General features: G+C 57.3%; 21 protein-coding genes. 12 read left to right on the top strand and 9 right to left on the bottom strand.

Annotation, left to right across the window (positions count from 1 at the left end; genetic code table 11):
* Positions 1-142 precede the first annotated feature (142 nt).
* Positions 143-667, bottom strand: coding sequence for a DUF1836 domain-containing protein (locus tag B5D52_RS08600; protein WP_016148346.1), 525 nt, complete (start codon positions 665-667; stop codon positions 143-145).
* A 150-nt stretch (positions 668-817) separates the two neighbouring features.
* Between B5D52_RS08600 and trhA the strand changes: the two genes are divergently transcribed.
* Positions 818-1,468: a PAQR family membrane homeostasis protein TrhA gene (trhA, locus tag B5D52_RS08595; RefSeq protein ID WP_016148345.1), complete on the top strand. Its 651-nt coding sequence runs from the start codon at positions 818-820 to the stop codon at positions 1,466-1,468.
* Positions 1,469-1,526: 58 nt separating this feature from the next.
* Here trhA and B5D52_RS08590 read toward each other — a convergent pair whose 3' ends face one another.
* Together B5D52_RS08590 and B5D52_RS08585 are read right to left on the bottom strand one after the other, a co-directional pair.
* Complete coding sequence (locus B5D52_RS08590) at positions 1,527-2,711, bottom strand: phosphodiester glycosidase family protein (protein ID WP_016148344.1); 1,185 nt, start codon at positions 2,709-2,711, stop codon at positions 1,527-1,529.
* A 34-nt stretch (positions 2,712-2,745) separates the two neighbouring features.
* On the bottom strand, positions 2,746-4,566 hold the full coding sequence (locus tag B5D52_RS08585) for a DEAD/DEAH box helicase (RefSeq protein ID WP_016148343.1): 1,821 nt from the start codon (positions 4,564-4,566) through the stop codon (positions 2,746-2,748).
* 172 nt (positions 4,567-4,738) lie between these two features.
* On the opposite strand from B5D52_RS08585, the gene B5D52_RS08580 reads away from it, so the two are divergent.
* Complete coding sequence (locus B5D52_RS08580; protein ID WP_016148342.1) at positions 4,739-5,593, top strand: arsenic efflux protein; 855 nt, start codon at positions 4,739-4,741, stop codon at positions 5,591-5,593.
* A 67-nt stretch (positions 5,594-5,660) separates the two neighbouring features.
* Here the strand turns inward: B5D52_RS08580 and B5D52_RS08575 are convergent, their stop codons facing one another.
* Both B5D52_RS08575 and B5D52_RS08570 read right to left on the bottom strand, forming a co-directional pair.
* The gene (locus tag B5D52_RS08575) at positions 5,661-6,275 is read right to left on the bottom strand and encodes a CpXC domain-containing protein (RefSeq protein WP_016148341.1); all 615 of its coding nucleotides are present in this window, start codon (positions 6,273-6,275) and stop codon (positions 5,661-5,663) included.
* A 14-nt stretch (positions 6,276-6,289) separates the two neighbouring features.
* A complete protein-coding gene (locus tag B5D52_RS08570) occupies positions 6,290-7,897 on the bottom strand; it encodes an ABC-F family ATP-binding cassette domain-containing protein (protein ID WP_016148340.1) in 1,608 nt (535 codons plus the stop codon).
* 168 nt (positions 7,898-8,065) lie between these two features.
* On the opposite strand from B5D52_RS08570, the gene B5D52_RS08565 reads away from it, so the two are divergent.
* The gene (locus B5D52_RS08565) at positions 8,066-8,587 is read left to right on the top strand and encodes a nitroreductase family protein (RefSeq protein ID WP_016148339.1); all 522 of its coding nucleotides are present in this window, start codon (positions 8,066-8,068) and stop codon (positions 8,585-8,587) included.
* A gap of 35 nt (positions 8,588-8,622) precedes the next feature.
* On the top strand, positions 8,623-9,339 hold the full coding sequence (locus B5D52_RS08560; RefSeq protein ID WP_016148338.1) for an NAD-dependent protein deacylase: 717 nt from the start codon (positions 8,623-8,625) through the stop codon (positions 9,337-9,339).
* Between the two features lie 366 nt (positions 9,340-9,705).
* On the opposite strand, the gene B5D52_RS08555 is transcribed toward B5D52_RS08560, so the two are convergent.
* Both B5D52_RS08555 and B5D52_RS08550 read right to left on the bottom strand, forming a co-directional pair.
* Positions 9,706-11,142 (bottom strand): M20/M25/M40 family metallo-hydrolase, encoded by a 1,437-nt coding sequence (locus tag B5D52_RS08555; RefSeq protein WP_016148337.1) that lies wholly within the window; start codon positions 11,140-11,142, stop codon positions 9,706-9,708.
* Positions 11,143-11,341: 199 nt separating this feature from the next.
* Positions 11,342-12,358: a Gfo/Idh/MocA family protein gene (locus B5D52_RS08550; RefSeq protein WP_016148336.1), complete on the bottom strand. Its 1,017-nt coding sequence runs from the start codon at positions 12,356-12,358 to the stop codon at positions 11,342-11,344.
* A gap of 304 nt (positions 12,359-12,662) precedes the next feature.
* Here B5D52_RS08550 and B5D52_RS08545 point away from each other — a divergent pair, with 304 nt between their 5' ends.
* Positions 12,663-13,682 carry a LacI family DNA-binding transcriptional regulator gene (locus tag B5D52_RS08545; protein WP_016148335.1) on the top strand — a complete coding sequence of 340 codons (1,020 nt, stop codon included), beginning with the start codon at positions 12,663-12,665 and terminating at the stop codon, positions 13,680-13,682.
* A gap of 46 nt (positions 13,683-13,728) precedes the next feature.
* Here B5D52_RS08545 and B5D52_RS08540 read toward each other — a convergent pair whose 3' ends face one another.
* Positions 13,729-15,090: a TrkH family potassium uptake protein gene (locus B5D52_RS08540; protein ID WP_016148334.1), complete on the bottom strand. Its 1,362-nt coding sequence runs from the start codon at positions 15,088-15,090 to the stop codon at positions 13,729-13,731.
* Positions 15,091-15,323: 233 nt separating this feature from the next.
* Here B5D52_RS08540 and B5D52_RS08535 point away from each other — a divergent pair, with 233 nt between their 5' ends.
* From B5D52_RS08535 to B5D52_RS08525, 3 genes are all read left to right on the top strand, one after another.
* Positions 15,324-16,499 carry a BPG-independent phosphoglycerate mutase family protein gene (locus tag B5D52_RS08535; protein ID WP_016148333.1) on the top strand — a complete coding sequence of 392 codons (1,176 nt, stop codon included), beginning with the start codon at positions 15,324-15,326 and terminating at the stop codon, positions 16,497-16,499.
* Positions 16,496-17,308, top strand: coding sequence for a methyltransferase domain-containing protein (locus B5D52_RS08530; RefSeq protein WP_016148332.1), 813 nt, complete (start codon positions 16,496-16,498; stop codon positions 17,306-17,308). Before B5D52_RS08535 ends, B5D52_RS08530 begins: the two co-directional genes overlap by 4 nt.
* 84 nt (positions 17,309-17,392) lie before the next feature.
* Positions 17,393-18,031, top strand: a complete 639-nt coding sequence (locus tag B5D52_RS08525; protein ID WP_016148331.1) for a type I phosphoribosyltransferase — start codon at positions 17,393-17,395, stop codon at positions 18,029-18,031.
* A gap of 55 nt (positions 18,032-18,086) precedes the next feature.
* On the opposite strand, the gene B5D52_RS08520 is transcribed toward B5D52_RS08525, so the two are convergent.
* Entirely contained in the window at positions 18,087-18,458 is a 372-nt protein-coding gene (locus tag B5D52_RS08520) for a VOC family protein (protein WP_016148330.1), read from the bottom strand.
* Between the two features lie 138 nt (positions 18,459-18,596).
* On the opposite strand from B5D52_RS08520, the gene B5D52_RS08515 reads away from it, so the two are divergent.
* The 4 genes from B5D52_RS08515 to tilS all read left to right on the top strand — a co-directional run bounded on the left by B5D52_RS08515 (position 18,597) and on the right by tilS (position 23,775).
* Entirely contained in the window at positions 18,597-20,597 is a 2,001-nt protein-coding gene (locus B5D52_RS08515; RefSeq protein WP_016148329.1) for a DHH family phosphoesterase, read from the top strand.
* A 62-nt stretch (positions 20,598-20,659) separates the two neighbouring features.
* Positions 20,660-21,103, top strand: a complete 444-nt coding sequence (gene rplI, locus B5D52_RS08510; RefSeq protein WP_016148328.1) for a 50S ribosomal protein L9 — start codon at positions 20,660-20,662, stop codon at positions 21,101-21,103.
* 6 nt (positions 21,104-21,109) lie between these two features.
* Positions 21,110-22,444, top strand: coding sequence for a replicative DNA helicase (dnaB, locus tag B5D52_RS08505; RefSeq protein ID WP_016148327.1), 1,335 nt, complete (start codon positions 21,110-21,112; stop codon positions 22,442-22,444).
* Between the two features lie 41 nt (positions 22,445-22,485).
* A complete protein-coding gene (gene tilS / locus B5D52_RS08500; RefSeq protein ID WP_178139582.1) occupies positions 22,486-23,775 on the top strand; it encodes a tRNA lysidine(34) synthetase TilS in 1,290 nt (429 codons plus the stop codon).

Here is a 23,775-nt window from a genome sequence, read left to right as displayed (position 1 = left end):
GAACTGGGACGTGGCAGCATAAAACGGTCGCTCCTTTATAGCATCCAGTTGGATACGCTGTATAAAACAGGGGATTCTAAATACACTCAGAAAGTGTAAACGAATAAACGCAGGAACGGAAAGTCGTTCCTGCGTTTATGTACTATTCCTGCGCCTCGGCGCGTGCGTCGATGATCTGCTGGCACAGCCGTTGCATATAGGTCGCGGTTGCGGACAGGGTCAGGCAGAAGGTCAGCACTTCGTTGGGGTCGGACAGGTCAATGTCCAGATCGGCGGTCAGACGCTCGGGAATGGAGTCGCGCAGATGATCTTTGCGCGCCAAAAAACGGTTGAAGCAGGCTTCAAAGTCCACATCATTGCGTCCGATCAGCGCCTTGACGTCGGCCAGAGACAACATCTGCTTGAGCTGATAGATGCACAGCATCTGAATGATGTGCTGGCGGGTGTATTTTTTGCCTTTGACCGGCAGCAGGATTTTTTCCTTGGAATAGTTGTTGATCATGGTTTTGGTCAGCAGTTTATCCCCCGGATGGCGCTTGTTTTCCTGAAGACCCTCGTTGAACAGGGTCAAAACCTGATCCATATATAAGTCCAGTGCAGGCACAGCATCGGGCGTAATATCCCGATCGTGCAGGACGGTTTCGAGCAGTTCGGATAGCTGTTTCATAGAGATCCCCCTCTCGTAGCTCATTATCATTGTAGCGCAAGGTGAAAAAAACTGCAAGAGGGTAGTTGCAATCTTAATGAAATGTGGTAATATAAAAGATAGAATATGGTTTTTAAAACTATGTAATTGAGATTCCGGGAGGGAACCTGTATGCCAAGAATATTGATCAAGGCGCGCGAGCCGTTTTCCAGTTATTCACACTTTGTCGGAGCGATTGCAGCCGCGTGCGGTCTGGCAATCATGCTCATACGCGCTGTGACAAAAGGTGTGGACGCATTGACCGCACTGTCCGTACTGCTGTTTGGCCTGTCGCTCATCGCGCTGTACAGCGCCAGCGCGGTCTATCACTACGCCCGAGCAGGTGAGCAGGTACTGCGCGTGCTCAAAAAGCTCGATCACAGCATGATCTACGTGCTCATTGCGGGCAGCTACACGCCCATCGTGCTCAAGTATATGCAGGCACCGGGTTCGTATCTGTTCCTCGCGGTTATCTGGGGCATCGCCTTGTTTGGCATCGCGGTCAAGCTTATTTGGATTGACGCACCGCGCTTTCTGGGAACCATCCTGTATTTGCTGATGGGCTGGGCGGTGATTTTCCGCTTTGACGTGGTTCTGGCTATGCCTGCACCCGCCATCACGCTCTTGGCGATTGGTGGTCTGTCGTACACAATCGGCGGTGTGATCTATATTCTGAAAAAGCCCAATCTGTCGCAGGTTTTGGGATTCCATGAACTGTTCCACCTGTTTGTGCTGGCCGGAAGCGTCGCGCATTATCTGGTGGTATTCTGGTTTGTTTTGTAACCGCAAAAGAGAGCAAATAAAAAGAGGACTGGAAACAGTCCTCTTTTTTCATACCGCTTTACTTGACGATAAAGGCATTGGGCAGTCGGCGGCCTTCGGGATTGTTGGTCGACGTGGTGGGCGAGCTGATAACACGTCCCTGATAGTACATAACCGAGGACGAGCCGCCGTCCAGATTGCAGGCCTGTACAGCGCCGTAATCCCACAGAATGTCGCGCAGATCGACGCCGCGGCAGCCCATCGAGCTGCCCTGACCGCGTCCGTTGATAACCAGCATCAGCACGGTGAGATCTTCGGTCTGACCGATGGCGGTACGGGGCTGCAAGCTCTCGACCGAACCAAGCTCTTCGATCTTCTGTCCGTTGACGATCAGTGCCGGACCGAACTCGACCGCATCGACCATCTGGTCTGCGGTGGTGGTGTCACCAATCAGGAAGCGATGCTGGTCGTCGAAGCCGATGGTCTTGTAACCGTGACCGAATGCGCCCTGGATGAGCTCACCGTCGTGTTTGACGTAACCGTAGGGCGTACCGCCTTCGGCAACCTCACCGTTGTCGATGAAGCCCGAGGCGTTGATGCCCAGAATGGCCTCGTTGTAGTCGGCCAGATCGGCAATACGCTGACCTTCGCGCTTGCCCATGCCGCGGCACAGGCCGAGTTCCACGCGGGACGGGTCCTTGACGACCGCCAGATAACCATTGTACTCGGTACCCAGCAGACCCTCGCGTTCCAGACGCACGATCATCAGGCTCTTTTCCGTGTTGATGGCAACAACCTTGTCACCCTGCTTGGTGACGATGCCGGTGTCTTCACCCTTTTCACACCAGTCCATGTTGATCTTGTCGTAACCGTCCTCTATGTAACGCGGATTTTCCGCGAAGAATGCCTCACAGCTTGCGCGGTCGATTTCCTCGAACAGGGCGTAGAACTGATCTTCCGGGCTGAGGTTGGTATCGACCTTGTCGGTGGCAGTCTGGCCATCCTGACCCCAGATGGACTGGATATCCTTCTGGCTCTCAAAGAGTGCCTGACGGGCGCCCACGACCTCGCTGACCATATCAGCGGGGAAGAACGCGGTGGCTAACCACTGATGGGTCATAGTCTCCATGGCGGTGGAGATCCAAAGGGTGCGCAGTTCGCTGACAAAGGGATTGCTGGTGTAAACGACAAACGGGTAGAACACCGTCAGTCCCAACAGGATGATAATGGTGAAAAACAGCTTGATCCGCCGTGACACGCTCATGTGCTTACTCCTCTCTCTCTAGCGGGGATGGGAATTAACCGCGTGCGCGGCCGCGACCGGAACGGGTCTGCGGCTTGCGCTGCACTTTGCCCTGCTTTTTGGCGCGGGACTGTGCCGAAGTGCCCGAAGACTGGGCGGCGCGGCGCTCGGCCAGCTTGGCCTCGACCTTAGCGCGGATACGAGCCGCCGTGCTCGGCGCCAGCGGACGGCCGGAAGGCGGGGTCATCACGTCCACGCGGGTCTCAACGTCCTCGCGTCGGCCACGGCGATTGCTGCCCTTGCGCGACGACTGGTGCATGGTGGTGATGTTCTCGTAAGCGGGCTCGATGATCGGACGGCCGCCGCGTCCAGCGCTCTTGCGGCGCGGGGGAGCGGTCTTGACCGCAGCGCGGGTGCTTGTGGGCTCGCGTGCGGGAAGCTCAGCCGGAGCGGCTTTCTTGCGTGTATTGGCGGCAGACAGGTTGTTGGTACGCTTCTTGCCGCGTGCGTTTGCGGGCTGCTTTTTGGGTGCAGGCTCGGCCTTCTGTACCGGCTTTGCGGTGGCCTTTACGCTCTCGTTCTTGCGTCCCTGCTGGCGCGGCTCTGCCTTGACTGGTGCCGGCTCGGCGGACTTCTTCTTGCCGCGGTGGTTGTTGGACTTTGCCTTTTTGTCCTGCTTTGCAGGCTTTTCGGGCGGCAGCGTGGGATCGTGACGCACATAGCGCGCAGCGGTCTGTGCCTCGGCAATCTCGATGCCTGCGGGCGGCTCGAGTGCAGGAATGGCGACGCGGGTCAGCTCCTCGATGTCCTTGAGGTAGGGCAGTTCGGACGGGTCACAGAACGACAGCGCGGTGCCCTCCTGACCGGCACGGCCGGTACGGCCAATGCGGTGCACGTAGGTCTCGGGTACGTTGGGCAGGTCGAAGTTGATGACCAGCGGCAGTTCGTTGATGTCAATGCCGCGGGCGGCGATGTCGGTCGCAACCAGAACCGGGATCTTGTAGTCCTTGAACTGCTTGAGCGCGTTCTGACGGGCGTTCTGCGACTTGTCGCCGTGGATGGACTTGGCCGCGATGCCTGCACGGGACAGGTCACGCGCAACGCGGTCGGCACCGTGCTTGGTGCGGGTAAAGACCAGCGTCTGGGGCAGCGAGCGCTCTTCGAGTACAGCGCGCAGCAGGTCACGCTTGGCCTTTTTGTCGGTGAAGTATACGCCCTGCTCGATCAGCTCGACCGGGGTTGCAGCCGGAACGATGGACACATGGCGCGGCTTGTGCAGCATGTTGTTGGCCAGCTCGGCAATCTCCTCGGGCATGGTGGCTGAGAACAGCAGGGTCTGACGCTTCTTGGGCAGGAACTTCAGAATGCGCTTGACATCGTTGATAAAGCCCATGTCCAGCATGCGGTCGGCCTCGTCCAGGACAAAGCACTCGACCGTGCTGATGTCGACCAGCTTCTGACCCATCAGATCCCACAGACGGCCAGGGGTTGCGACCAGAATGTCGGCGCCGTTCTGGATGGCTTCGACCTGCGGATTCTGGGATACACCGCCAAAGATGACCGCCGAAATACGGCCGAGATAGCGGCCATACTGGCACAGATTCTCGTAAATCTGTAACGCAAGCTCGCGGGTCGGGGTCAGGATCAGACCGCGCACCGGGCGCGCTTCGCCCTCCTGCGGGCGACCCATGCGCTGCAGCATGGGGATGGAAAACGCAGCGGTCTTGCCCGTTCCGGTCTGCGCACAGCCCAAAAGGTCGTGCCCTTCCAGAACGATCGGGATGGCCTTTTCCTGGATCGGGGTCGGCTGGTCGTAACCGATCTCACGGATGGCCTTCAAGATCGCTTCATCAATCTTTAAATCTTGAAATCTCATGGATACTCCTATCATAAATGCCGGATTTCCAGCAGTTTTTAACAAAATTATGGATATTCACAGCAAATTGCCCTTGGCTAACTTGTAAAGCACAGGTCGGCTGTGATATAATGAAAGACCGTATAGAAAAACAAAGTTGATGGAACATAATTGTGAGGTGGAATGAAAACACATGCTACATGCTCTGGAACATGCCTTTGAGCATACTGTAACCGATGTTGTGCAGGCCATTCCGATCCTGATCGTCGTCTACGCACTGCTTTACTGGATCGAAAACCGTCTGCGCTCGACGCCGGCGCTGCTCGAAAAGTCAGCCGAGTTCGGCCCTGTGGTCGGCGCTTTGGCCGGACTTGTCCCGCAGTGCGGATTTTCCGCAGCGGCTGCCGCGCTGTTTTCCGACGGTTATCTGGCTCCGGCAACCCTGGTCGCGGTCTTTCTGGCGACGTCGGATGAGGCACTGCCCATCCTGCTCTCTGAGGGTGCATCGGGCACCGAGATTGCCATTCTGTTTGGCTCGAAATTTGTACTTGCCGTCGTGGGCGGCTATGTGCTGCGCTTTGTGTGGGGACGGCAGAAGAACCAGAATTACGAGATCGAGCTCGATATGGGAGACGGCTGCGGCTGTGGCTGCGACCATGGACCCATTCGCGGCATCCTCGGACGCACGCTTGAGACGACCATTCTGCTTCTGGTGATTACCTTTGTTCTTGAGTTTGCCATTCATGGCATTGGAACCGACCGCCTGGCAACGCTTATGCTCAAGGACAGCGTGTTCCAGCCCATCATCTGCGCGATTATCGGCCTGATTCCGAGCTGTGCGGTGTCGGTTGTGCTGACCCAGCTGTACACGACCGGTGTCATTGGCATGGGTAGTCTGATTGCCGGTCTGTCGACCGGTGCAGGATTTGGCTATATGATTCTGTTCGGCAACGAGAATGGGCGCAAGCACGCGCGCAAGATCATCTTCGCCACGCTGGTGCTTGCCATCGCAGGGGGACTGATCGGACATTTCATCTTCCCGTTATAAAAAAACATACCGCGCAGGACTGTGCGGCAAGGGTGGGACGGCTTACGCCGTCCCTGTTTTTTTGCCTTTATTCGGCGTGCAGCAGCTCGAGAGCCTCTGCCGCCCATTCGGTGTCAATCTTGACAAAGTCGCGCGGAGTATACAGGCGTTCGGTCACGTCCTGCAAAATGCGCTGATAGGTCAGTCCGGGCATGGCGATGTACTGTTCTGCGCCGTCGGACAGCACCGCTGCAAAGCGGAACTCTGCCGTGCGCTCGTCGAGGTCGTGGAAGACCAGCTCAACGACGTCCAGATCGTGCTGGAGCTGTAAGAACAGGATGAATTTCATCAGTTCGACCGCACGATCGTCCAGACCGCGCTCCAGAATGTTGATCTTTTCGCGGAAGGTGTTGAGATCGTCCACGTAGCGCAGGGTATAGCCTGCGAGCGGGTCGAACTTGCCGGTCTCGGGCTTTTTGCCGTCGGGCGCAAGCCAAACCATGAACTGACCGGAAATATCGTGATACAGGCAGGGGTCTTCGACCAGCATGGTGGTGCCGCAGTTGGGGCACTTCCAGCGGAAGAGAGACAAGTCCTGTACTTTTTTGCGCACCGACGGGTCGCGGTCGGGGCTGATGCGGGTCAGCGGAGTGCGGGTGCACTCCTGCTTGCAGTGCGGACATTCAATGACCGCTTTTGCCATAAGGATGCCTCCTTTTATGCGCGCTTCTGGTACTGGGAACGGAACTCCAGGAACTCGTCGTAGGTGCATTCCTTATCCAGTACGCCGTCCTCGCGCAGTTCAATGATGCGGTTGGCGATGGTGTTCATAAACTCGTGGTCGTGGGTGGCGAGCAGGACGTTGCCCTTGAAGTCTGCGACACCGTTGTTGACCGCGGTGATGGATTCCAGGTCGAGGTGGTTGGTGGGCTGGTCGATGACCAGAACGTTGGAGCCGAAGAGCATCATGCGCGAGAGCATCATGCGCACCTTCTCACCACCGGACAGGACGTTAACCGGCTTGTACACGTCGTTGCCCGAGAACAGCATACGGCCGAGGAAGCCGCGCAGGGTGGACTCCAGCGTGTCCTTGGAGTAGGGAGCCAGCCAGTCGAGCATGTTCTCGGTGTGGCCGTTGAAGAACTCCGAGTTGTCCTTGGGGAAATAGGACTGGGAGGTGGAAACGCCCCACTTGAACGTACCCTCGTCGGGCTCCATTTCACCCATGAGAATCTGGAACAGGGTGGTCATGGCAAGCTCGTTTTCCGAGATAAAGCCGATCTTATCGCCCTTGCGCACGATGAAAGATACGTCGCTCAGTACCTTTACGCCGTCGATGGTCTTGGAAATGCCCTTAACCTCCAGAATGTCCTTGCCGGCCTCGCGGTCCATGGTGAAACCAACCCAGGGATAGCGGCGGGAGGAAGCGGGCAGCTCCTCGACGGTCAGCTTTTCGATCAGCTTCTTACGGCTGGTCGCCTGACGGGACTTGGACTTGTTGGCCGAGAAGCGCTGGATGAAGTTTTGCAGTTCCTTGATCTTTTCCTCGTTCTTGCGGTTCTGATCGCGAATCATGCGCTGAACCATCTGAGAGGACTCATACCAGAACTCGTAGTTACCGACGTAGATCTGTACCTTGCCGTAGTCGATATCAACGATGTGGGTACAAACGTTGTTCAGGAAGTGACGGTCATGCGAAACGACGATGACCGTGCCCTCAAAGTCGAGCAGGAAGTCTTCCAGCCAGTGGATTGCATCGACGTCCAGATGGTTGGTGGGCTCGTCGAGCAGCAGAATGTCGGGATGACCGAACAGCGCCTGTGCAAGCAGAACCTTGACCTTTTCCGAGTCCTGCAGGGTGCGCAGGGGACGGTAAAGCACCTCTGCGGAGTTCAGACCCAGACCCTCGAGCAGCTGGCTTGCCTCGGTGTCAGCGTTCCAGCCGTCCATCTCGGCAAACTCGGCCTCGAGCTCAGCGGCACGGTTGCCGTCCTCCTCGGTGAAGGGGTCGTGGGAGTAGATTTCGTCCTTTTCCTGCATGATCTGATACAGGCGCGGATTGCCCTGGATGATGGTGTCCAGAACGGTGAAATCGTCGTACGCGAAGTGGTCCTGCTTGAGCACGGACATGCGCGTACCGGGTTTGATGGAAACATCGCCCGTCGTCGAGTCCAGCTCGCCCGACAGGATTTTCAGGAAGGTGGACTTGCCTGCGCCGTTTGCGCCGATGACGCCGTAGCAGTTGCCCTCGGTGAATTTGACGTTGACTTCTTTGAACAGCGGTTCGCCGCTGAAGTTCAAGCTGACGTTGGATACGGTAATCATAGTTCCTCCAAATCACATTATTACGAATCAAGGTATATTATATCATGTTTTCGTGCGCAACACCAGAGATTTTGCCCCTTTCCGTAATTTTGTGCACCTTGGCTTGAAATCCGATATCCGGCGGGCTATACTGTATTTATTACCACATGAATTTAGGAGGTTTATCCGATGAACGAAGTTCTTTCCGCCATCCACGCACGCCGTTCTACCCGTGCGTTTACTTCCCAGCAGGTCAGCCGTGAAGACCTCGAGACCATTCTGGAAGCCGGCCTGTGGGCTCCGACCGGTATGGGCAAGCAGCTGTGGCATTTTTCGGCCATCCGCAACGCGGATAAGTGCCTGGAACTGGCGCGTGCAGTCGCAGAGGCTGACAACCGCGGCCCGGCGTATAATTTCTACGGTGCACCCTGCCATATTATCGTGTCCTACAAGCGCGACGAGATTCACGCATTCCCGGACGGCTCGGCTGCCATTCCGACCATGCTGCTCGCAGCACACTCGCTTGGTCTGGCAACTTGCTGGATTAACCAGCTGCGCCCGCTGACCGATGACCCGACCATCCGTCCGCTGCTGACCCGTTACGGTGTGCCCGAGGACTACATCGTCATCGGCTCGATCGCACTAGGCTACGCTGCCAAGGAGACCGCTCCGGCACCGCGTAAGGAAAACCTCATCACCATCACCGAATAATTCGCATCATCGCACAAAAAGGAGGGCTGCGTCCGATGAACGAGCAGATTGCAACACTCAAAAGCTGGGTTGACCAGTCGGACAATATCGTGTTCTTTGGCGGGGCAGGCGTGAGCACCGAGTCGGGCATCCCGGATTTCCGCTCGGTAGACGGTCTGTACAACCAGAAATACGACTATCCGCCCGAGACCATTCTGTCACATACATTTTTCATGGCGCAGACCGAGGAGTTTTACCGCTTCTATCGCGATAAAATGCTGTGTCTGGACGCACAGCCTAACGCCGCTCACCGGAAACTCGCGGAATGGGAACAGCAGGGCAAACTGCGTGCGGTCATCACCCAGAACATTGACGGACTGCACCAGAAAGCAGGTTCTAAGGAAGTTCTGGAGCTGCACGGCTCGGTGCATCGCAATTATTGCATGCGCTGCCGTAAGCCGTACGGCGTGGAGGAGATCGCACAGGGTACCGGTGTACCGCGTTGCACCTGCGGCGGTATCATCAAACCCGATGTTGTGCTCTATGAGGAATCGCTTGACGAGTATACACTGGATAAGAGCCTTGCATACATCCAGAACGCAGATATTTTGATTATTGGCGGCACTTCACTTGCCGTTTACCCGGCTGCCAGCCTGATTCATTATTATCGGGGTAAAAAGTTGGTATTGGTCAATAAGACTCCGACCTCGGCGGATGCAAAGGCCAATCTGGTGATTCACGGCGCGATTGGAGAAATCTTCTCGCAGCTGTAAGCGAGTAACGAATTCCCGCCCGGGGCGAAATGAAAGTTTCGCCAGCCTTTTCAAAGGCTGCGGGTTCTCAGGGCAGAGCCCTGAGCCGTGTCCCACAGGACACGGAATCCCCCTTTGATTTTCCCATCGGGAAAATCAACCAAAATAAAAAATAAAGCGCGTCCACAGACGCGCAATACTTCGCGCACAAGGTGCGCTCATAAGAAAGACCGTCCGACAGGACGGTCTTTCTATTTGGTACGTTTGGGTTGAAACCCGGGTCGGACACCGGGTTTCAAAAGGGGAGTTTCGCCCGTTGCGACGGGCGACTTGAGGCTCTGCCTCAAGACTCCGCAAACCTTTGAAAAGGTTTGATCCAAACTTCAATTAAGGCTGCGGTGCAGTGCTGAGACGGCTCAGCAGTCGCTGGATCATCTCAACAAACGGCTCAATCGTGTCCAATTTCCACCGTTCCTGCGGCGAATGACAATCCAGCAGTTCCATACCCACGCAAATACACTCCATTTGCGCATTCTTTGCCAGCAGATGAGACGGTTCCAGACCGACATGCTGCACAGTAACTTCAGCCTCCTGTCCGGTGGCATCCAAGTAGCACTGTGCGGCCAATGTCTGTAAAGTGCCATTGTCCTGTGCAGGCCAAGCAGGGTAGCGGCTGACAATCTGACCGGCAAATCCACACATCGCGCACACCGTGCGATGACTGAGCTGCAATGCTTGTTCAGCCTGTGCATCCATGCAGCGCAGCATGGCATCCAGGCACACCATACCGTCTTTATAGTAGATATGTCCCAGATTGGACGAGTCCGACACGACACCGGACGGGTGCCTTGCGTATACGCCATCAGCAAAACCACCGAGCACGGTCAGCAGACCGCTTGCGGTGTCGCCGCTCCAGACACGGTTGGGGATGGCGATATCTTGGATTTCCAGTCGTGCATCCGGGTCGTTTTTCTGGATTCTTGCATAGATTTTGTCCCAAATCTGCTCGATGGCATCTTGTGCCGGGGCGATGGTCAGAATATCCGCGGTTGCCTCGTAGGGGATAGCGTTGAACGCGGTGCCGCCCGACAGGTCGATCAGGGCAAACGGTGATTCCATACGGATTTCGCGCAGTAGCTCACCGAGCAAAATCAATGCATTGGCGCGGGTCTTGCCGATGTCAAAGCCCGAATGACCGCCGCGCAGGCCGCTGATTTTGAGTCGATAAGCGCGTCCGTTGGGCAGTTCGGGCGCGTTGGAATGGGTCAGTGCGCGGGTGAAGTGCTCTCGCACACCGCCGGCCGAGCCGATGACGATGCGTCCCCAGTGGAAGCCGTCGGTATTGATGAGATAGCGCACGCCGTCCACACAGGCCGGGTCAAGATCGCGTGCGCCGCCCAGACCGACTTCCTCGTCAACCGTGAACAGCAGGCGCAGCGGAGGACGTTGGGGAGCGGGATGCTCGGCTAACCACAGCATAACCGCAGCGCCTGCGCCGCAGTCAGCGCCCAATGAAGATTCACCCGCAGTACACAGAAAACCATCGCGTACAATCGGACGGATGGGGTCACGGCTGGGCACGTAATCGGGACTTCCTACCGCACAAACCATATCGATATGCGCCTGTACAGCGGTCAGCGGTGCGCCTTCCCGACCGGGCAGGTCACAGACTAGATTGCCGCGCGCATCTGCCCACGGGTGCAGTCCCAGACCGCGCAGACGGTCGGCAATGCGCTCGCGCAGCGCAGCTTCCTCGCCGGACGGGTGCGGCGTCTGGCACAGCCAACAGAACAACTCCCGCACCTGTTGTTCAATCGTTTCCATTTTTGCTTCCTCCAGTCTGCCGCCCCAAAGGGCAGCGCCTTCTTTTTCTTCAGCATATCACAGGATGGACAAAAATGCAAAACCGACTGTCTGCACAGTCGGTTTCACAAAAAGAGAGTATATGCATGTACATGCGCGGAACGCACAGTATCGCGAAAAAAATCAGGCCACCCCGAGTATGAGGCGGCCGTGTGGTCGTTTAGCCGATTTTAACGATCTTACCGGTCTTCCATGCTTCGGTGGTTGCATAGCCGATTGCCGTGGACTTGGTACCGTCGTATACATTGACGCCCGGCTGCTTGCCTTCGCATACGCAGTCGATGAACTCCTGCATCTCGAGCAGATATGCCTCGTCAAAGCGCTCCGGGAAGGAGCCAACGCACTCGGTAACAGCACCGTGTACATCAAAGATCATAGCCTGGTTCTTCTCCGGGATTGCGGAAATGCGGATCGAGCCCTCGGTACCGATGATCTCGGTCTCAACATGGTAGCCGTGCGGAGCGGTACGGCCAACATGAACGAAGCCCATTGCACCGTTTTCGAACTTGTAGCAAGCCATAGCGGTCTCGTCGTCGCCAACCTGCTGGAATTCCGGATGCTTGAAGGTGCAGCCCTGTGCGTAAACCTCGGTTGCCTCGCAGCCCAGGAACCAGCGCATCAGGTCGATGTCATGGATTGCCATGTCGAGGAAGATACCACCGGAGGTTGCAGCAAACTTGATTGCGCCCTCAACGTGTGCCTCGGGGTCGATGCCGGTTGCCTTAACCATGTAGGGAGTACCGATTGCGCCCTCTTCGATCTTCTTCTTTGCGTAAGCGTAGGACTTGTCGTAGCGGCGCATAAAGCCCAGCATAAAGGTCAGGTCGGGATGACGCTCAACAGCCTTCTCAGCCTGCTTGCACTGTGCAACGTCAACGCCCAGCGGCTTGTCGGAGAATACATGCTTGCCAGCGTCCAGAGCGGCCTCGATCTGCCAGCAGTGCTCGGACGAAGTGGTAACGATTGCAACTGCGTCGATGTCAGCCTTTTCCAGCATCTCACGGAAATCGGTGTAAACATCGGTGACACCCAGCTTTTCCTTTGCGTATTCCAGCTCAGCCGGAACGATGGAGCAAGCTGCGGTCAGCTCAGCGTTCGGAATCTTGTATGCGATATTGTTTGCGTGTACCTTGCCCAGACGGCCAAGACCTGCGATACCAACCTTGATCTTCTTCATATTTTCATGACCTCCAGTGAAAAATACAGGGGTAAATTGTGTACAAAATATAGGTAAAAACTCGGGTAAATCCTTCGTTATTCTTATTTTATCGCACCAAAACAGGGATGTCAACGGCTCTTTGCAAGTTCGTGAAACTTGCCCGATGCGCCCCTTTTCTTTTGTCGAACGCGACAAGAGAACCAGCGGCTGAATGAAATGTTTTCCGTGCCTTGTGCCAAAATCAGGTTTGTGCTATACTGGAAGCATTCGGGACGGTCGGAACGCGGCCGTCCACCGACCAAGACAGACAGGGGATGGACAGATGAAATCCAACAAACCGACCATCCGGTCGATTGCGGCGGCTGCCGGCGTGTCGCGTGGCACGGTCGACCGCGTTATCAATAACCGTGCGCATGTCAATCCGGCAGTCCGCGCAAGGGTGCAGCGCATTGCACGGGAGATGGGATACCGGATTGCACCCAGCGAGAGCGACAGCCCGGCGCTGCGTATCGGGGTCATCGTGCCCCAGTGGGAATTGCCCTACTTTACCGAACAGACCCGACGAGGTATCAGCCAGGCTGCGCGTCTGCTGGGCACGCATGAGGTCAGGCTGGTGGTCGAGGAGCTGCGCAGCCGCTCGAACGAGGAATATATCAAGCGCTGCGAGGCGCTGCTCGAGCAGGGCGTGCGCGGACTGGTCATCAATGCACCTGATAACGTGGTTATGCAGGCCGAGCTTGCTCGCTTTCAGGATGCCGGCATCCCGGTTATGACCTATAACTCGGACATCCCGCAGTCTGCCCGTCTGTGCTTTGTCGGACAGAACCAGATTCAGTGCGGACGCATCGCAGGTGGACTCATGCACATGGCGATGGCAGGGCAGGGCAACATCCTGATCGTCACGGGCAACATGGAGTTTCACCGCCGCCGCGTAGACGGTTTTTGCAGCCGCTTGGGCGAACTGGGCTATACATCCGACCGCTTCGAGATCGTCGAGTGCTACGAGCGATATGACCTGACGCACGACACGGTCATGCGCTATGTGCGCAGTCATCCGACCGTGACCGGTATTTATATGAGTACCGAGAACGTGCTGGGCTGTCTCGACGGCATCACACAGGCGCATGTACGCCGTCACATTCACGTCATTGCAAACGACCTGACCCCGACCAACCGCAAAATGCTGCGCGGCGGACGACTGGACTTCGTGCTGGAACAGGAATTTTCCGCCCAGGTTTACGAGGCGATTATGATGCTCTACGACCTGCTCATGCACGACCGCAAACCGCGTACCTCGGTCAAATATGTGTCCACCACGGTCATTACACCCGAAATGGTATGAAAAAAAGCGACTGCACAGGCAGTCGCTTTTTGTTTTGTATGCAAGATCAGCCAACCGCGATCTTTTCCAGCGGCAGACGGCTGACGCCGGCGTTTGTGTGGTGGGACTCGGCAAACGCGTATACCATAGTCAGACAGCCGACGCGTCCGAAGAACATCAGGAAGATGAGGACGAGCTGAGAGGGGAGACTGAGGCCGGGCGTGATGCCGAGTGACAGACCGACTGTTGCGACGGCAGACGAAGTCTCAAACATCGCACTAATCATGGGCACCCCGTCAAACTGGGTCAGCAGCATGGCGCCGCCCATAAACAGACAGATGTAGCTGAAGAAGATGGTGACCGCACTGCGCAGACAGCTGTCGTCCAGACGGCGGCCGAAGGCTCGCAGCTCGTTTTCGCGAGTCATGGACGAGCGGATACACAGGAAAAGGGTGGCGATGGTGGTGGTCTTCATACCGCCCGCGGTCGAACCTGACGAACCGCCGATGAGCATGAGCATAATCATAACCATCTTGGTCGGGTGGGCCATCATGTTCAGGTCAATGGTGTTAAAACCAGCCGTACGCGCCGAGGTGGACTGGAAGAACGAGGCCATCAGACGCTCGGGCGTGCTCAGATAGGAAAATGCTTCGACGTTGCGGTCAAAGAAGAAGATCATGAGCGACGGAATGGTCAGCAGCAGAATGGAGATCAAAAGCACGATCTTGGTGTGCAGACGGCAGCGTCCCAGACGGAAATGGTGCAGGTAAAGATCTTCCCAGACGAAGAAGCCCAGACCGCCGATGATGATGAGCAGCATAATGGTAATGTTGACCACCGGGTCGGATACGAAGTAGGTGATGGAGCCCTCGCCGGCAACACCTGCCATGAGGTCGAAGCCCGCGTTGCAGAATGCCGAGATCGAGTGAAAGATGGAGTAATAGATGCCGCGCACCGGGCCGAGCATGGGGACAAAGCGGGTCGCGAGAATGATCGCACCGATGCTTTCAAACAGCAGAACACCCTTGAAGATGAAGCGGGTCAGTCGGACAATGCCGCCCAGCGCGGGTGCACCGATAGATTCCTGCATGGTGAATCGCTGGCGCAGGCCGATGCGCTTGCCGCTGACCACAAAAATCATGACCGCCATGGTCAGAAAGCCCATACCGCCGATCTGGATGAGGCCGATGATGATGAGCTGACCGAACAGCGACCAGTAGGTTGCGGTCGGTACGACGATCAGACCGGTCACGCAGGTGGCCGAAGTCGCCGTGAACAGCGCATCCGGGAAAGAAGTCCAGACACGCGCTTGGGAAGCGAGCGGCGTGGACAGCAAAATCGCACCAAACAGAATGATGGCCGCGTATCCGAGCAGGATGATCTGCGTGGAGGACAGCGCGGACAGGCGGAAGCGTTTTGTTTTGCTCATAGCAGATAAGATCTCCTATCTCTGGCCGATTGCCGAAATAAAAATCCCGAGCATGCGAAAAAGCAGCACGGAGAACCAGCCGAAATCGTGTAAAAGCGTTGATGGGTCTATCATAGCTTGTCGCCCGATGAATGTCAAGTGTCAGAAAGCACGGAAATACTGGACAAAATAACCAGATTCGATATAATATAACGATAGCAACCATCCTGGGAGACAGAAAGCAGGTGTCAAATTTGAAATATATCATCGCACTGGCCGACGGCTGCGCCGACCTGCCCGCGATATGCGGGATGACGCCGCTCGGCTATGCTAATACCCCGTGCCTTGCGCGGTTATCTGCCCGTGCGGTGATCGGACGGACGTGCCTGATCCCGTCCGGCTGCGTTCCGGGCAGTCAGAGTGCGCTGCTGACCCTGCTCGGTGCACCGCGTTCGGCGTGCAGCGGCGGGCGCGCTGCCATTGAGGCGATGGCGTGCGGGATTGATCTGGACGGCTGCACCGCGCTGCGCTGCAATTTTGTCTCGCTGGATGGCGACCGGCTGGTCGCGCACGATGGCGGCGGACTGACCGACGAGGAGGCTGCACAGCTCATTGGTGCGCTGGAGGACGCGCTGGGAGATGACGCGCACCGTTTTGTGCCTGGTTCAGGGTATCGCGCATTTTTGCTGCGCCGCGGACGGGAACATCCGGGCGGATGTTCGCCCGATGGACTGCTGGGGTGCGATCTGCGCACCTGCCAGACTGAGGACGACGACCTCGAACGCCTGTACTACGCGGCACGCGAGGTACTGGACGCGCATCCGGTCAACCTTGAGCGCAAGGCGCAGGGCAAACTGCCTGCAAACGCGGTCTGGTTCTGGGGCGGAGGGCCGACCCCAGTGCTGCCCGATTTCACGACGTGCACCGGCCTGCGCGGTGCCGCGACCGGCGGCGTACCGCTTGTGCGAGGCATTGCGCGCGGTATGGGACTGGAATGGCTGAACGTACCCCGTGCGGATGGCACGCTGCACACCAATTGGGAGGGCAAAGCGTTTGCCGCCTTCGATGCCCTGACCCGGCAGGGGATGGACTTTGTATTTGTACACACCGAGGCGCCCGACGAGGCCGGACACGCGGGCAGTCTGCCCGAAAAGGTCGCGTCGATTGAGTATTTCGACCGCAGACTGCTGACCCCGTTGACCGGCTGGCTGGACGAGAGCGCAGTCGACTACCGTCTGCTCGTTCTGCCCGATCACCCGACGCCCATTTCGCTGCGCACCCATACCGCCGACCCGGTGCCGTTTTTACTCTATGACAGCCGGACATCTGCGGCAGGCGGGATATTTGACGAGATGCACACCAGCAATCTGCCGCTGACACCGGGAGAAGAGATGCTGGATGTGCTGCTGGAAAGGAAGCGGAATCCATGAAAGAGAGTTTACTGTGCTGTTCGGTGTGCGGACAGCCGTTGACATTTGACGAGAAGAACGCCCGATGCCCCAAGGGACATTGCTTTGATCGTGCGGCACGCGGGGGCTATGTCCACCTGCTGCGCCAGCATCGCCGGGGCAGCAGCGACCCGGGCGACAGTGCGGCGATGTGTCAGGCACGCACGCGATTTTTGGAGGGCAACTGGTACGGGCCGCTGCGCGATACGGTTGCCAAGCTGGCAGCCGATTGCGCACCCAGAGACATTCTGGACGCGGGCTGCGGTGAGGGATGGTACACCCGTGCGGTGCTGGATGCCTGCCCGGATGCCCGTCTGGCCGGTATCGATCTGTCACGTTACGCCCTGCGCCATGCCGGACGCACCTGTCCGCACGGTGATTTTGCTATCGCCAGCCTGTTCGAGCTGCCGCTGGCCGACGCGTCGGTCGATCTGGTGCTGCACCTGTTCGCACCCATGTGTGCCGAGGAGTTTGCGCGCGTGCTCCGTCCGGGCGGGACGCTGCTCACGGTCACACCGGGCGCGCGTCACCTGTGGGGCATGAAAGAAGTGCTGTACCAAAAGCCCTACGAAAATCCCACCGAAATTCGTGACCTTCCCGGTCTGACCTTCGAGCGGGAGGTGTGCGTAGAAGATACCATCACGCTGACCGACCCGCAGGACATTGCCGCACTCTATCAAATGACCCCGTATGCGTGGAAGACACCCAAGGAAGCGGCCGACCGCCTGCTCCACCGGGACGCGCTGACCACGCCCATCAGCTTCCAGATTCATCTGTACCGCAAGGGATAAGCGGTTGTCAAGCAGTAGGGGACGCAGTATAATAAGAGAGAAATATGGACAATTCAGAGACGGACAGTGAAAGGTGGTTTTTCCATGCAGCAGCCTATTTGTGTGCTTTCCAAAGTCAAATCCCGACTGTATGCCGATGCGATTCCGGGACATTTTGCGACCAACCACTCTCATATCAATTATTATATTGATATGTCCGACTTAAAGCATAAACAGAGTCTGGCGATGACGGCGGCGCGCAGCTTTGCCGCACGCATGGCCGGTATGCCGGTGGACACCATTTTGTGCTTAGAAGGCACCGAGTACATTGGCGCATATCTGGCGCAGGAGCTGACCCGCGAGTCGCTCTCGAGTATGAATACCGGCCGCGATCTGTTTTTGGTCGAGCCCGATTCCAACATCAACGGTCAGTTTATCTTTGCGGACAATCTGCGCCCGATGATCGACGGCAAGGCGGTCTTTGTCATGGTGGCCTCGGCCTCGACTGGTCAGACACTCAGCCAGATTGCCGAGTGCGTGGAATACTACGGAGGTCACGTTGTGGGCAACGCTGCACTGTTCTCCAATATCTCCGAGCTGGACGGCAAACCGGTGGTCAGCCTGTTTACCGGTGCGGATTTCCCCAACTATCAGACCTGCGCCCACGGCAAGAACTGTCCAGCCTGCGCGGCAGGCATTCCGCTCGACGCGATTGTCACCCCGCGCGGCTATCGCAAGCTGTAAAAATGATATGGATGCAATGAAAAAGGTCATGTCTTTTCGACATGACCTTTTTCTGTTACTTGTTCTGCGGAACGATTTCCAGCCAGTATCCGTCGGGATCGTTGATGAAATAGATGCCCATCGCCGGATTTTCAAAGCAGATGCACCCCATCTCCTGATGCTTTGCGTGTGCTGCTTCGTAGTCGTCCACGTGGAAGGCCAGATGGAACTCGTTGTCGCCCAGATTGTACGCACGATCCCAGTCGCGCAGCCAGGTCAGCTCGAGCTGGAAGGGAGAAACACCGTCGCCCAAGTACACGATGATGAACGAACCGTCCTCGGCGTTGATGCGGCGCTGCTCGGTCAGGCCCAGCGCTTCCTGATAGAACGCGATCGAGCGGTCGAGGTCACGCACATTATAATTGGTATGATAAAACGAAAACTGCATGATAAAAAATCCTCCTGAGAAGTAAACTACCATATTACCTTAACATATTCCAAAAGAGAAGACAACTTCTCATTTACTTTACGCAAGGGTTTTGGTATACTGTATCTGTATAATTATGTGTAACGGAGGGCATCTGCTTTGGATAAGCGATTAAAAAAGCTCTTACAGCCCGGACATCAGTTTTATTTTATTGTCTTTCTGCTGTTTGCGCTCGCCTGCGCCTATATCTCGGTTCCGTTCGCAGTCGCCGGCGTTGTGGTGGACGCATTGCTGTTCCTGCTCTATCAGTATCGGGAACGCACCCGTCGGCGTGATATCATTCGGTACATGCAGACCGTAACACTCTCGATCGACAGCGCGACCCATCCGTCTATCACCCGGTTCCCAATGCCGACCGCCATCGCACAGGCGGCAACCGGTGAGATCGTTTGGACAAACGACGCATTCTGCGAAGCGACCGGGCATTTCGATTCAGCACTCAACGAAAAGCTGACCGATCTGGCACCCGAATTCGAGACGCATTGGCTGGTCGAGGGCAAGGCACAGTACCCGGGTGAGGTGCGAATCGGAAAGAATATCTTTTGGGTGTTCGGCAACCTGCTCGCGTCGGGAGAAGACCACGCGGGCGAAACCCTTATGCTCATTTATCTGGTGCCGTGCACCGAGCTCATCGAGCTGCGCGACGCATACATGCGCAGCCGTCCGGTGGTCGCCATCATCTCCATTGACAACTACGAGGAGCTGATGAAGGACGCGACCGACTCGGAAAAGTCCAGCATTCTGGCTGACATCGACAAGAAGATCAGCGAATGGACCAAGGAGAGCCGCGCACTTCTGCGCAAGTACGACCGTGATAAGTACGTCTTTGTGCTGGAAGAAAACGACTTTGCCAAGCTCCAGCAGAAGAAGTTCAGCGTGCTCGAGAGCGTGCGCCAGATTCAGAGCCGTGCGGGCGTTCTGGCGACCCTGTCCATCGGCATTGGCAAGGATGGCGAGAGCTACGAGGAGAACTGGAGAAACGCCGGTGTCGCGCTGGATATGGCGCTGTCGCGCGGCGGTGACCAGGCGGTCATCAAGACCCGCTATAACTTCGATTTCTTCGGCGGACTGTCCAAGGAGCTGGAAAAGCGCACCAAGGTCAAGTCTCGTGTGGTTGCAAACGCACTCGTACAGCTCATTCGCGACTCGTCGAGTGTTATGATTATGGGTCACAAGATGAGCGATATGGACGCATTCGGCGCAGCCGTCGGTATGGCCTGCGCGGTGCGCCATCGGGACAAGCCCGTGCATATCGTCATCAATCAGGAGCGCAACATGGCGCACGACCTGATCAACAAGATCACCGCCGTGCCCGAATATCAGGATATCCTCATTTCGCCCGATGACGCGATGGTACGCTGCGATTTTAACACGCTGCTCATCGTCGTCGACACCAACCGGCCGGATTATGTGGAATCCCAGCCGCTTCTGGAGTCCATCAACAAGGTTGCCGTCATCGACCACCACCGTCGTGCGGCAAACTACATCGAGAATTTTGCGCTCAATCTGCATGAGCCTTACGCATCTTCGACCTGTGAACTGGTCAGTGAGATGCTACAGTACATGGTGCCCACCAGTGAGGTCATGAAGGCCGAGGCCGAGTGCATGCTCGCTGGTATCTATCTGGATACCAAGGGCTTTACGGTCAAGACCGGTGTGCGCACCTTTGAAGCCGCTGCCTACTTAAAGCGTGTAGGCGCGGACATGAGCGAGGTCATGAAGCTGTTCCAGTGCAGCTTTGACGAATATATCGCGCGTCAGCGTATCATCGCGGGCGCACGAGACTGCGGGGACGGTATCGTTCTGGCAGTCACCAAGGATCAGGTTGACCGCGTGACCGCAGCCAAGGCGGCGGACAGCCTGCTCGGCATCAACGGCGTGCGATCGTCCATCGTTGTATTCCCAAGCGGCGACGATGTGCTGGTCTCGGCACGCTCGGACGGTACGGTCAACGTACAGCTGATTATGGAGTATCTGGGCGGCGGCGGCAATCACTCGTCTGCCGGTGCGCAGATCATGCACGGATCGGTGCGCGAGGTCGAAGTCGATGCTCTGAGCGCCATCCAGCGCTATCAGCAGGATGAGCAGAACAATGACTGACCATCCGTTTGATGGCATTTACACAGCTTAAAATTCTTATCAATACCACGGAGGAACACACAATGAAAGTCATTCTGAAAGCGGACGTCAAGGGTCAGGGCAAGAAGGGCGACATGATCGAGGTCAGCGAGGGCTATGGCAGAAACTTCCTGCTGCCCCGCGGTCTGGCTGTCGCTGCAACCGCTGACAACCTGAATCTCAAGCGTCAGGCCGATGAGGCTGCTGCACATCGCGCAGCGGTCGAGAAGGCTGCTGCACAGGAGTACGCTGCAAAGCTCAAGACCGTTCGCGTCAAGGTTTCGGCCAAGGGCGGTGCAGGCGGTCGTCTGTTCGGCGCAGTTACTGCAAAGGAAGTATCCGAGTGCCTCAAGACCCAGCACGGCATGGACATTCCCAAGAATAAGATCGTTATGGAGCAGATCAAGACCTTCGGCACCACCATCGTCAAGGCCAAGCTGTATCCGGAAATCGTCGCGGAGATCACCGTAGACGTCGTGGAGGCGTAAGACATCGTGGCAGACGAACTGCTCGCACGGCAGCTGCCGCAAAGTCTGGAGGCAGAGCAGGCGGTCATCGGCTCCATGCTGATCGACCCGGCCTGCATTGCCGAGGTCATCGAACTGCTGCGCCCCGAGGATTTTTACGCCGAGGAGCACCAGCGCATCTTCGAGACCATTTACTCCATGTTTAACACTGCGCTCAAGATCGACCCAGTCACCGTGCTCGATCGACTCAAGGCGCAGGGCTATTACGACGAGGCCGGCGGACGCGCATACCTCATGCAGCTGATGGAAGTCACCCCGACCTCGGCAAACGTCAAGGAATACGCATCCATCGTGCGCGACAAGAGCATGCTGCGCGCCATCGCAAACGCCGGTGCTGAGATTCAGAATCTGGCGTTCAGCGGCGGCGGTTCGGCGGCAGAGGTGGCCGAGCTTGCCGAGCAGAAGATCTACTCGGTGCGTCAGGGACGTGAGATCAAGGGCTTATCTCCGCTCAAGTCGGTCATTATGGACCTGTATGCACAGCTCGATGAGCGCAGCCGCTCGGACAGCGATATCCCCGGTCTGTCGACCGGTTTCCGCGATCTGGACGTTGCGCTGACCGGCCTGAACAAATCCGACCTCATTCTGGTCGCCGCCCGTCCCGGTATGGGCAAGACTGCATTCGCGCTCAACATCGCGCTCAATGCGGCCAAGTCCTCGGGCAAGGACGTGGTTGTCTTCCAGCTTGAGATGAGCAAAGACCAGCTGGCTTCCCGTTTTCTGGCGAGTGAAGCGCTGCTGGACTCGCACAAGCTCAAGACGGGCAGTCTCAACCAGGATGACTGGATCAAAATTGCCCGTGCGACCAGCGTGCTGGCAAAAACCCATCTGTATGTAGATGACAACCCGGCCATTACCGTCGCTGAGATCAAGGCGAAGTGCCGCAGACTGGGCGAAAACCTCGGTCTGATCGTCATTGACTACATCCAGCTGATGCAGTCGGGCGGCAAGCGCAGCGAGAACCGCGTACAGGAAGTCGCGGAGATCTCCCGAAGCCTGAAAATCATGGCAAAGGAGCTCAACGTCCCGGTTGTCTGCCTGTCCCAGCTGTCCCGTGCAGCCGAGCAGCGTGCCGACAAGCGTCCCATGCTGTCCGACCTGCGAGAATCGGGCGCGATCGAGCAGGATGCCGACATCGTTATGTTTATCTATCGCGATGACTACTACGACGCCGAGAGCGACGACAAAAATGTCGCTGAGATCATTCTGGCGAAGAACCGTCACGGTGCGACCGGCACGGTCGAGCTGCAATGGATCGGCCAGTATACGACGTTCTCGTCGCGTGATCGGATTCACTCATGAACCTGGAACAACAAGCCGCGCGTACCATTGCGCGGTATGATATGTTACGTCCCGGACAGCCGGTTCTGGCTGCGCTGTCGGGCGGTGCGGATTCGGTGGCACTGGTGTGCGTGCTGCGTGCGCTGGGCTATCCCGTCCGGGCATACCACTTAAACCACTGTCTGCGCGGAGAGGAGTCAGAGCGGGATGCGGATTTTGTCCACAGCCTGTGCATAAAACTGGACGTACCGCTCACACTCGAGCGCGAGGACGCGACGGCCTATGCCGCCCAGAGCGGCGAGAGTGTGGAGACCGCGGCGCGCAAACTACGCTATGCACGTCTGTCGGGCTGCGCTGCACGGCAGGGCATCACCCGGATTGCAACCGCGCACACAGCGGACGACAATCTGGAAACCATGCTCTTCCATCTGGCACGCGGGACGGGAACGCGCGGCATGGCGGGCATTCCGCCCGTGCGCGGTGAGATTGTTCGCCCGCTGTGGACGGCGACCCGTGCCGAGGTCGAGGCGTACCTGTCCGGCCTCGGACAGGACTTCGTCGTGGACAGCAGCAATTTGTCACTCGACTACACCCGCAACCGCATCCGACACACGGTCGTGCCTGCACTGCGCACGGTGAACCCGGGCTGCACTGGTGCGGCCACCCGGCTGGCCGAGCAGCTGCGCCGGGATGATGACGCACTATGTGTTCTGGCCGAGCGTGCACTGGGGCAGGGGAGTCCAGCGGAAGGCATTGCACTTGCCGCCTTCGATCAGCTTCCGGCCATCCAGAGCCGCATGCTTACCGCACTCCTGTGCCGCGCAGGCGTGCCCATGCAGCAGGTGTCCGAGCGGCACATCGGTCTGATGACCGGACTGCTTGCGCCGGGTGGTGACCGGTGCTGCAATTTACCTGCAGGCTTTCGCGCTTACCGCGAGCAGGGCAGACTGCGCATTCTGTTTGAACCGGAACGCGTGTCTGTGCCTCTGTTCGACGGGTTTCGCGGCCGACTGTGGGATTCATCCACCATATTGACTGTAAACACAAAAAAACCAGGCGAAGTTTTTCACAAAACGTGCGATACTTTTCTGGCAGATTGTGGTACAATACATTTTGGTACGCTGGCTGTCCGTCCGGCGGCACCCGGAGACCGGCTGACGCTCCCCGGGGCACGCGGTGCACGGCAGCTTAAGCGGCTCTTTGCCGATTTGTCCGTACCGCTGTCAGTGCGCAGCCGTCTGGCTGTGATCGCCGACCAGAACGGGGTCATCCTGGCTCAGGGGGTCGGCATAGACCAAAGCCGCGTTCCGCGCGGCGGTAAGATACTCGAATTCCGTTTTGAGGGGTTATAA

It is taken from the genome of Butyricicoccus pullicaecorum DSM 23266 (assembly GCF_900167005.1).
Classification (GTDB): domain Bacteria; phylum Bacillota; class Clostridia; order Oscillospirales; family Butyricicoccaceae; genus Butyricicoccus; species Butyricicoccus pullicaecorum.
Note: the sequence above shows the minus strand (reverse complement) of the source record. Positions and strands in the feature narration are given on the sequence as shown.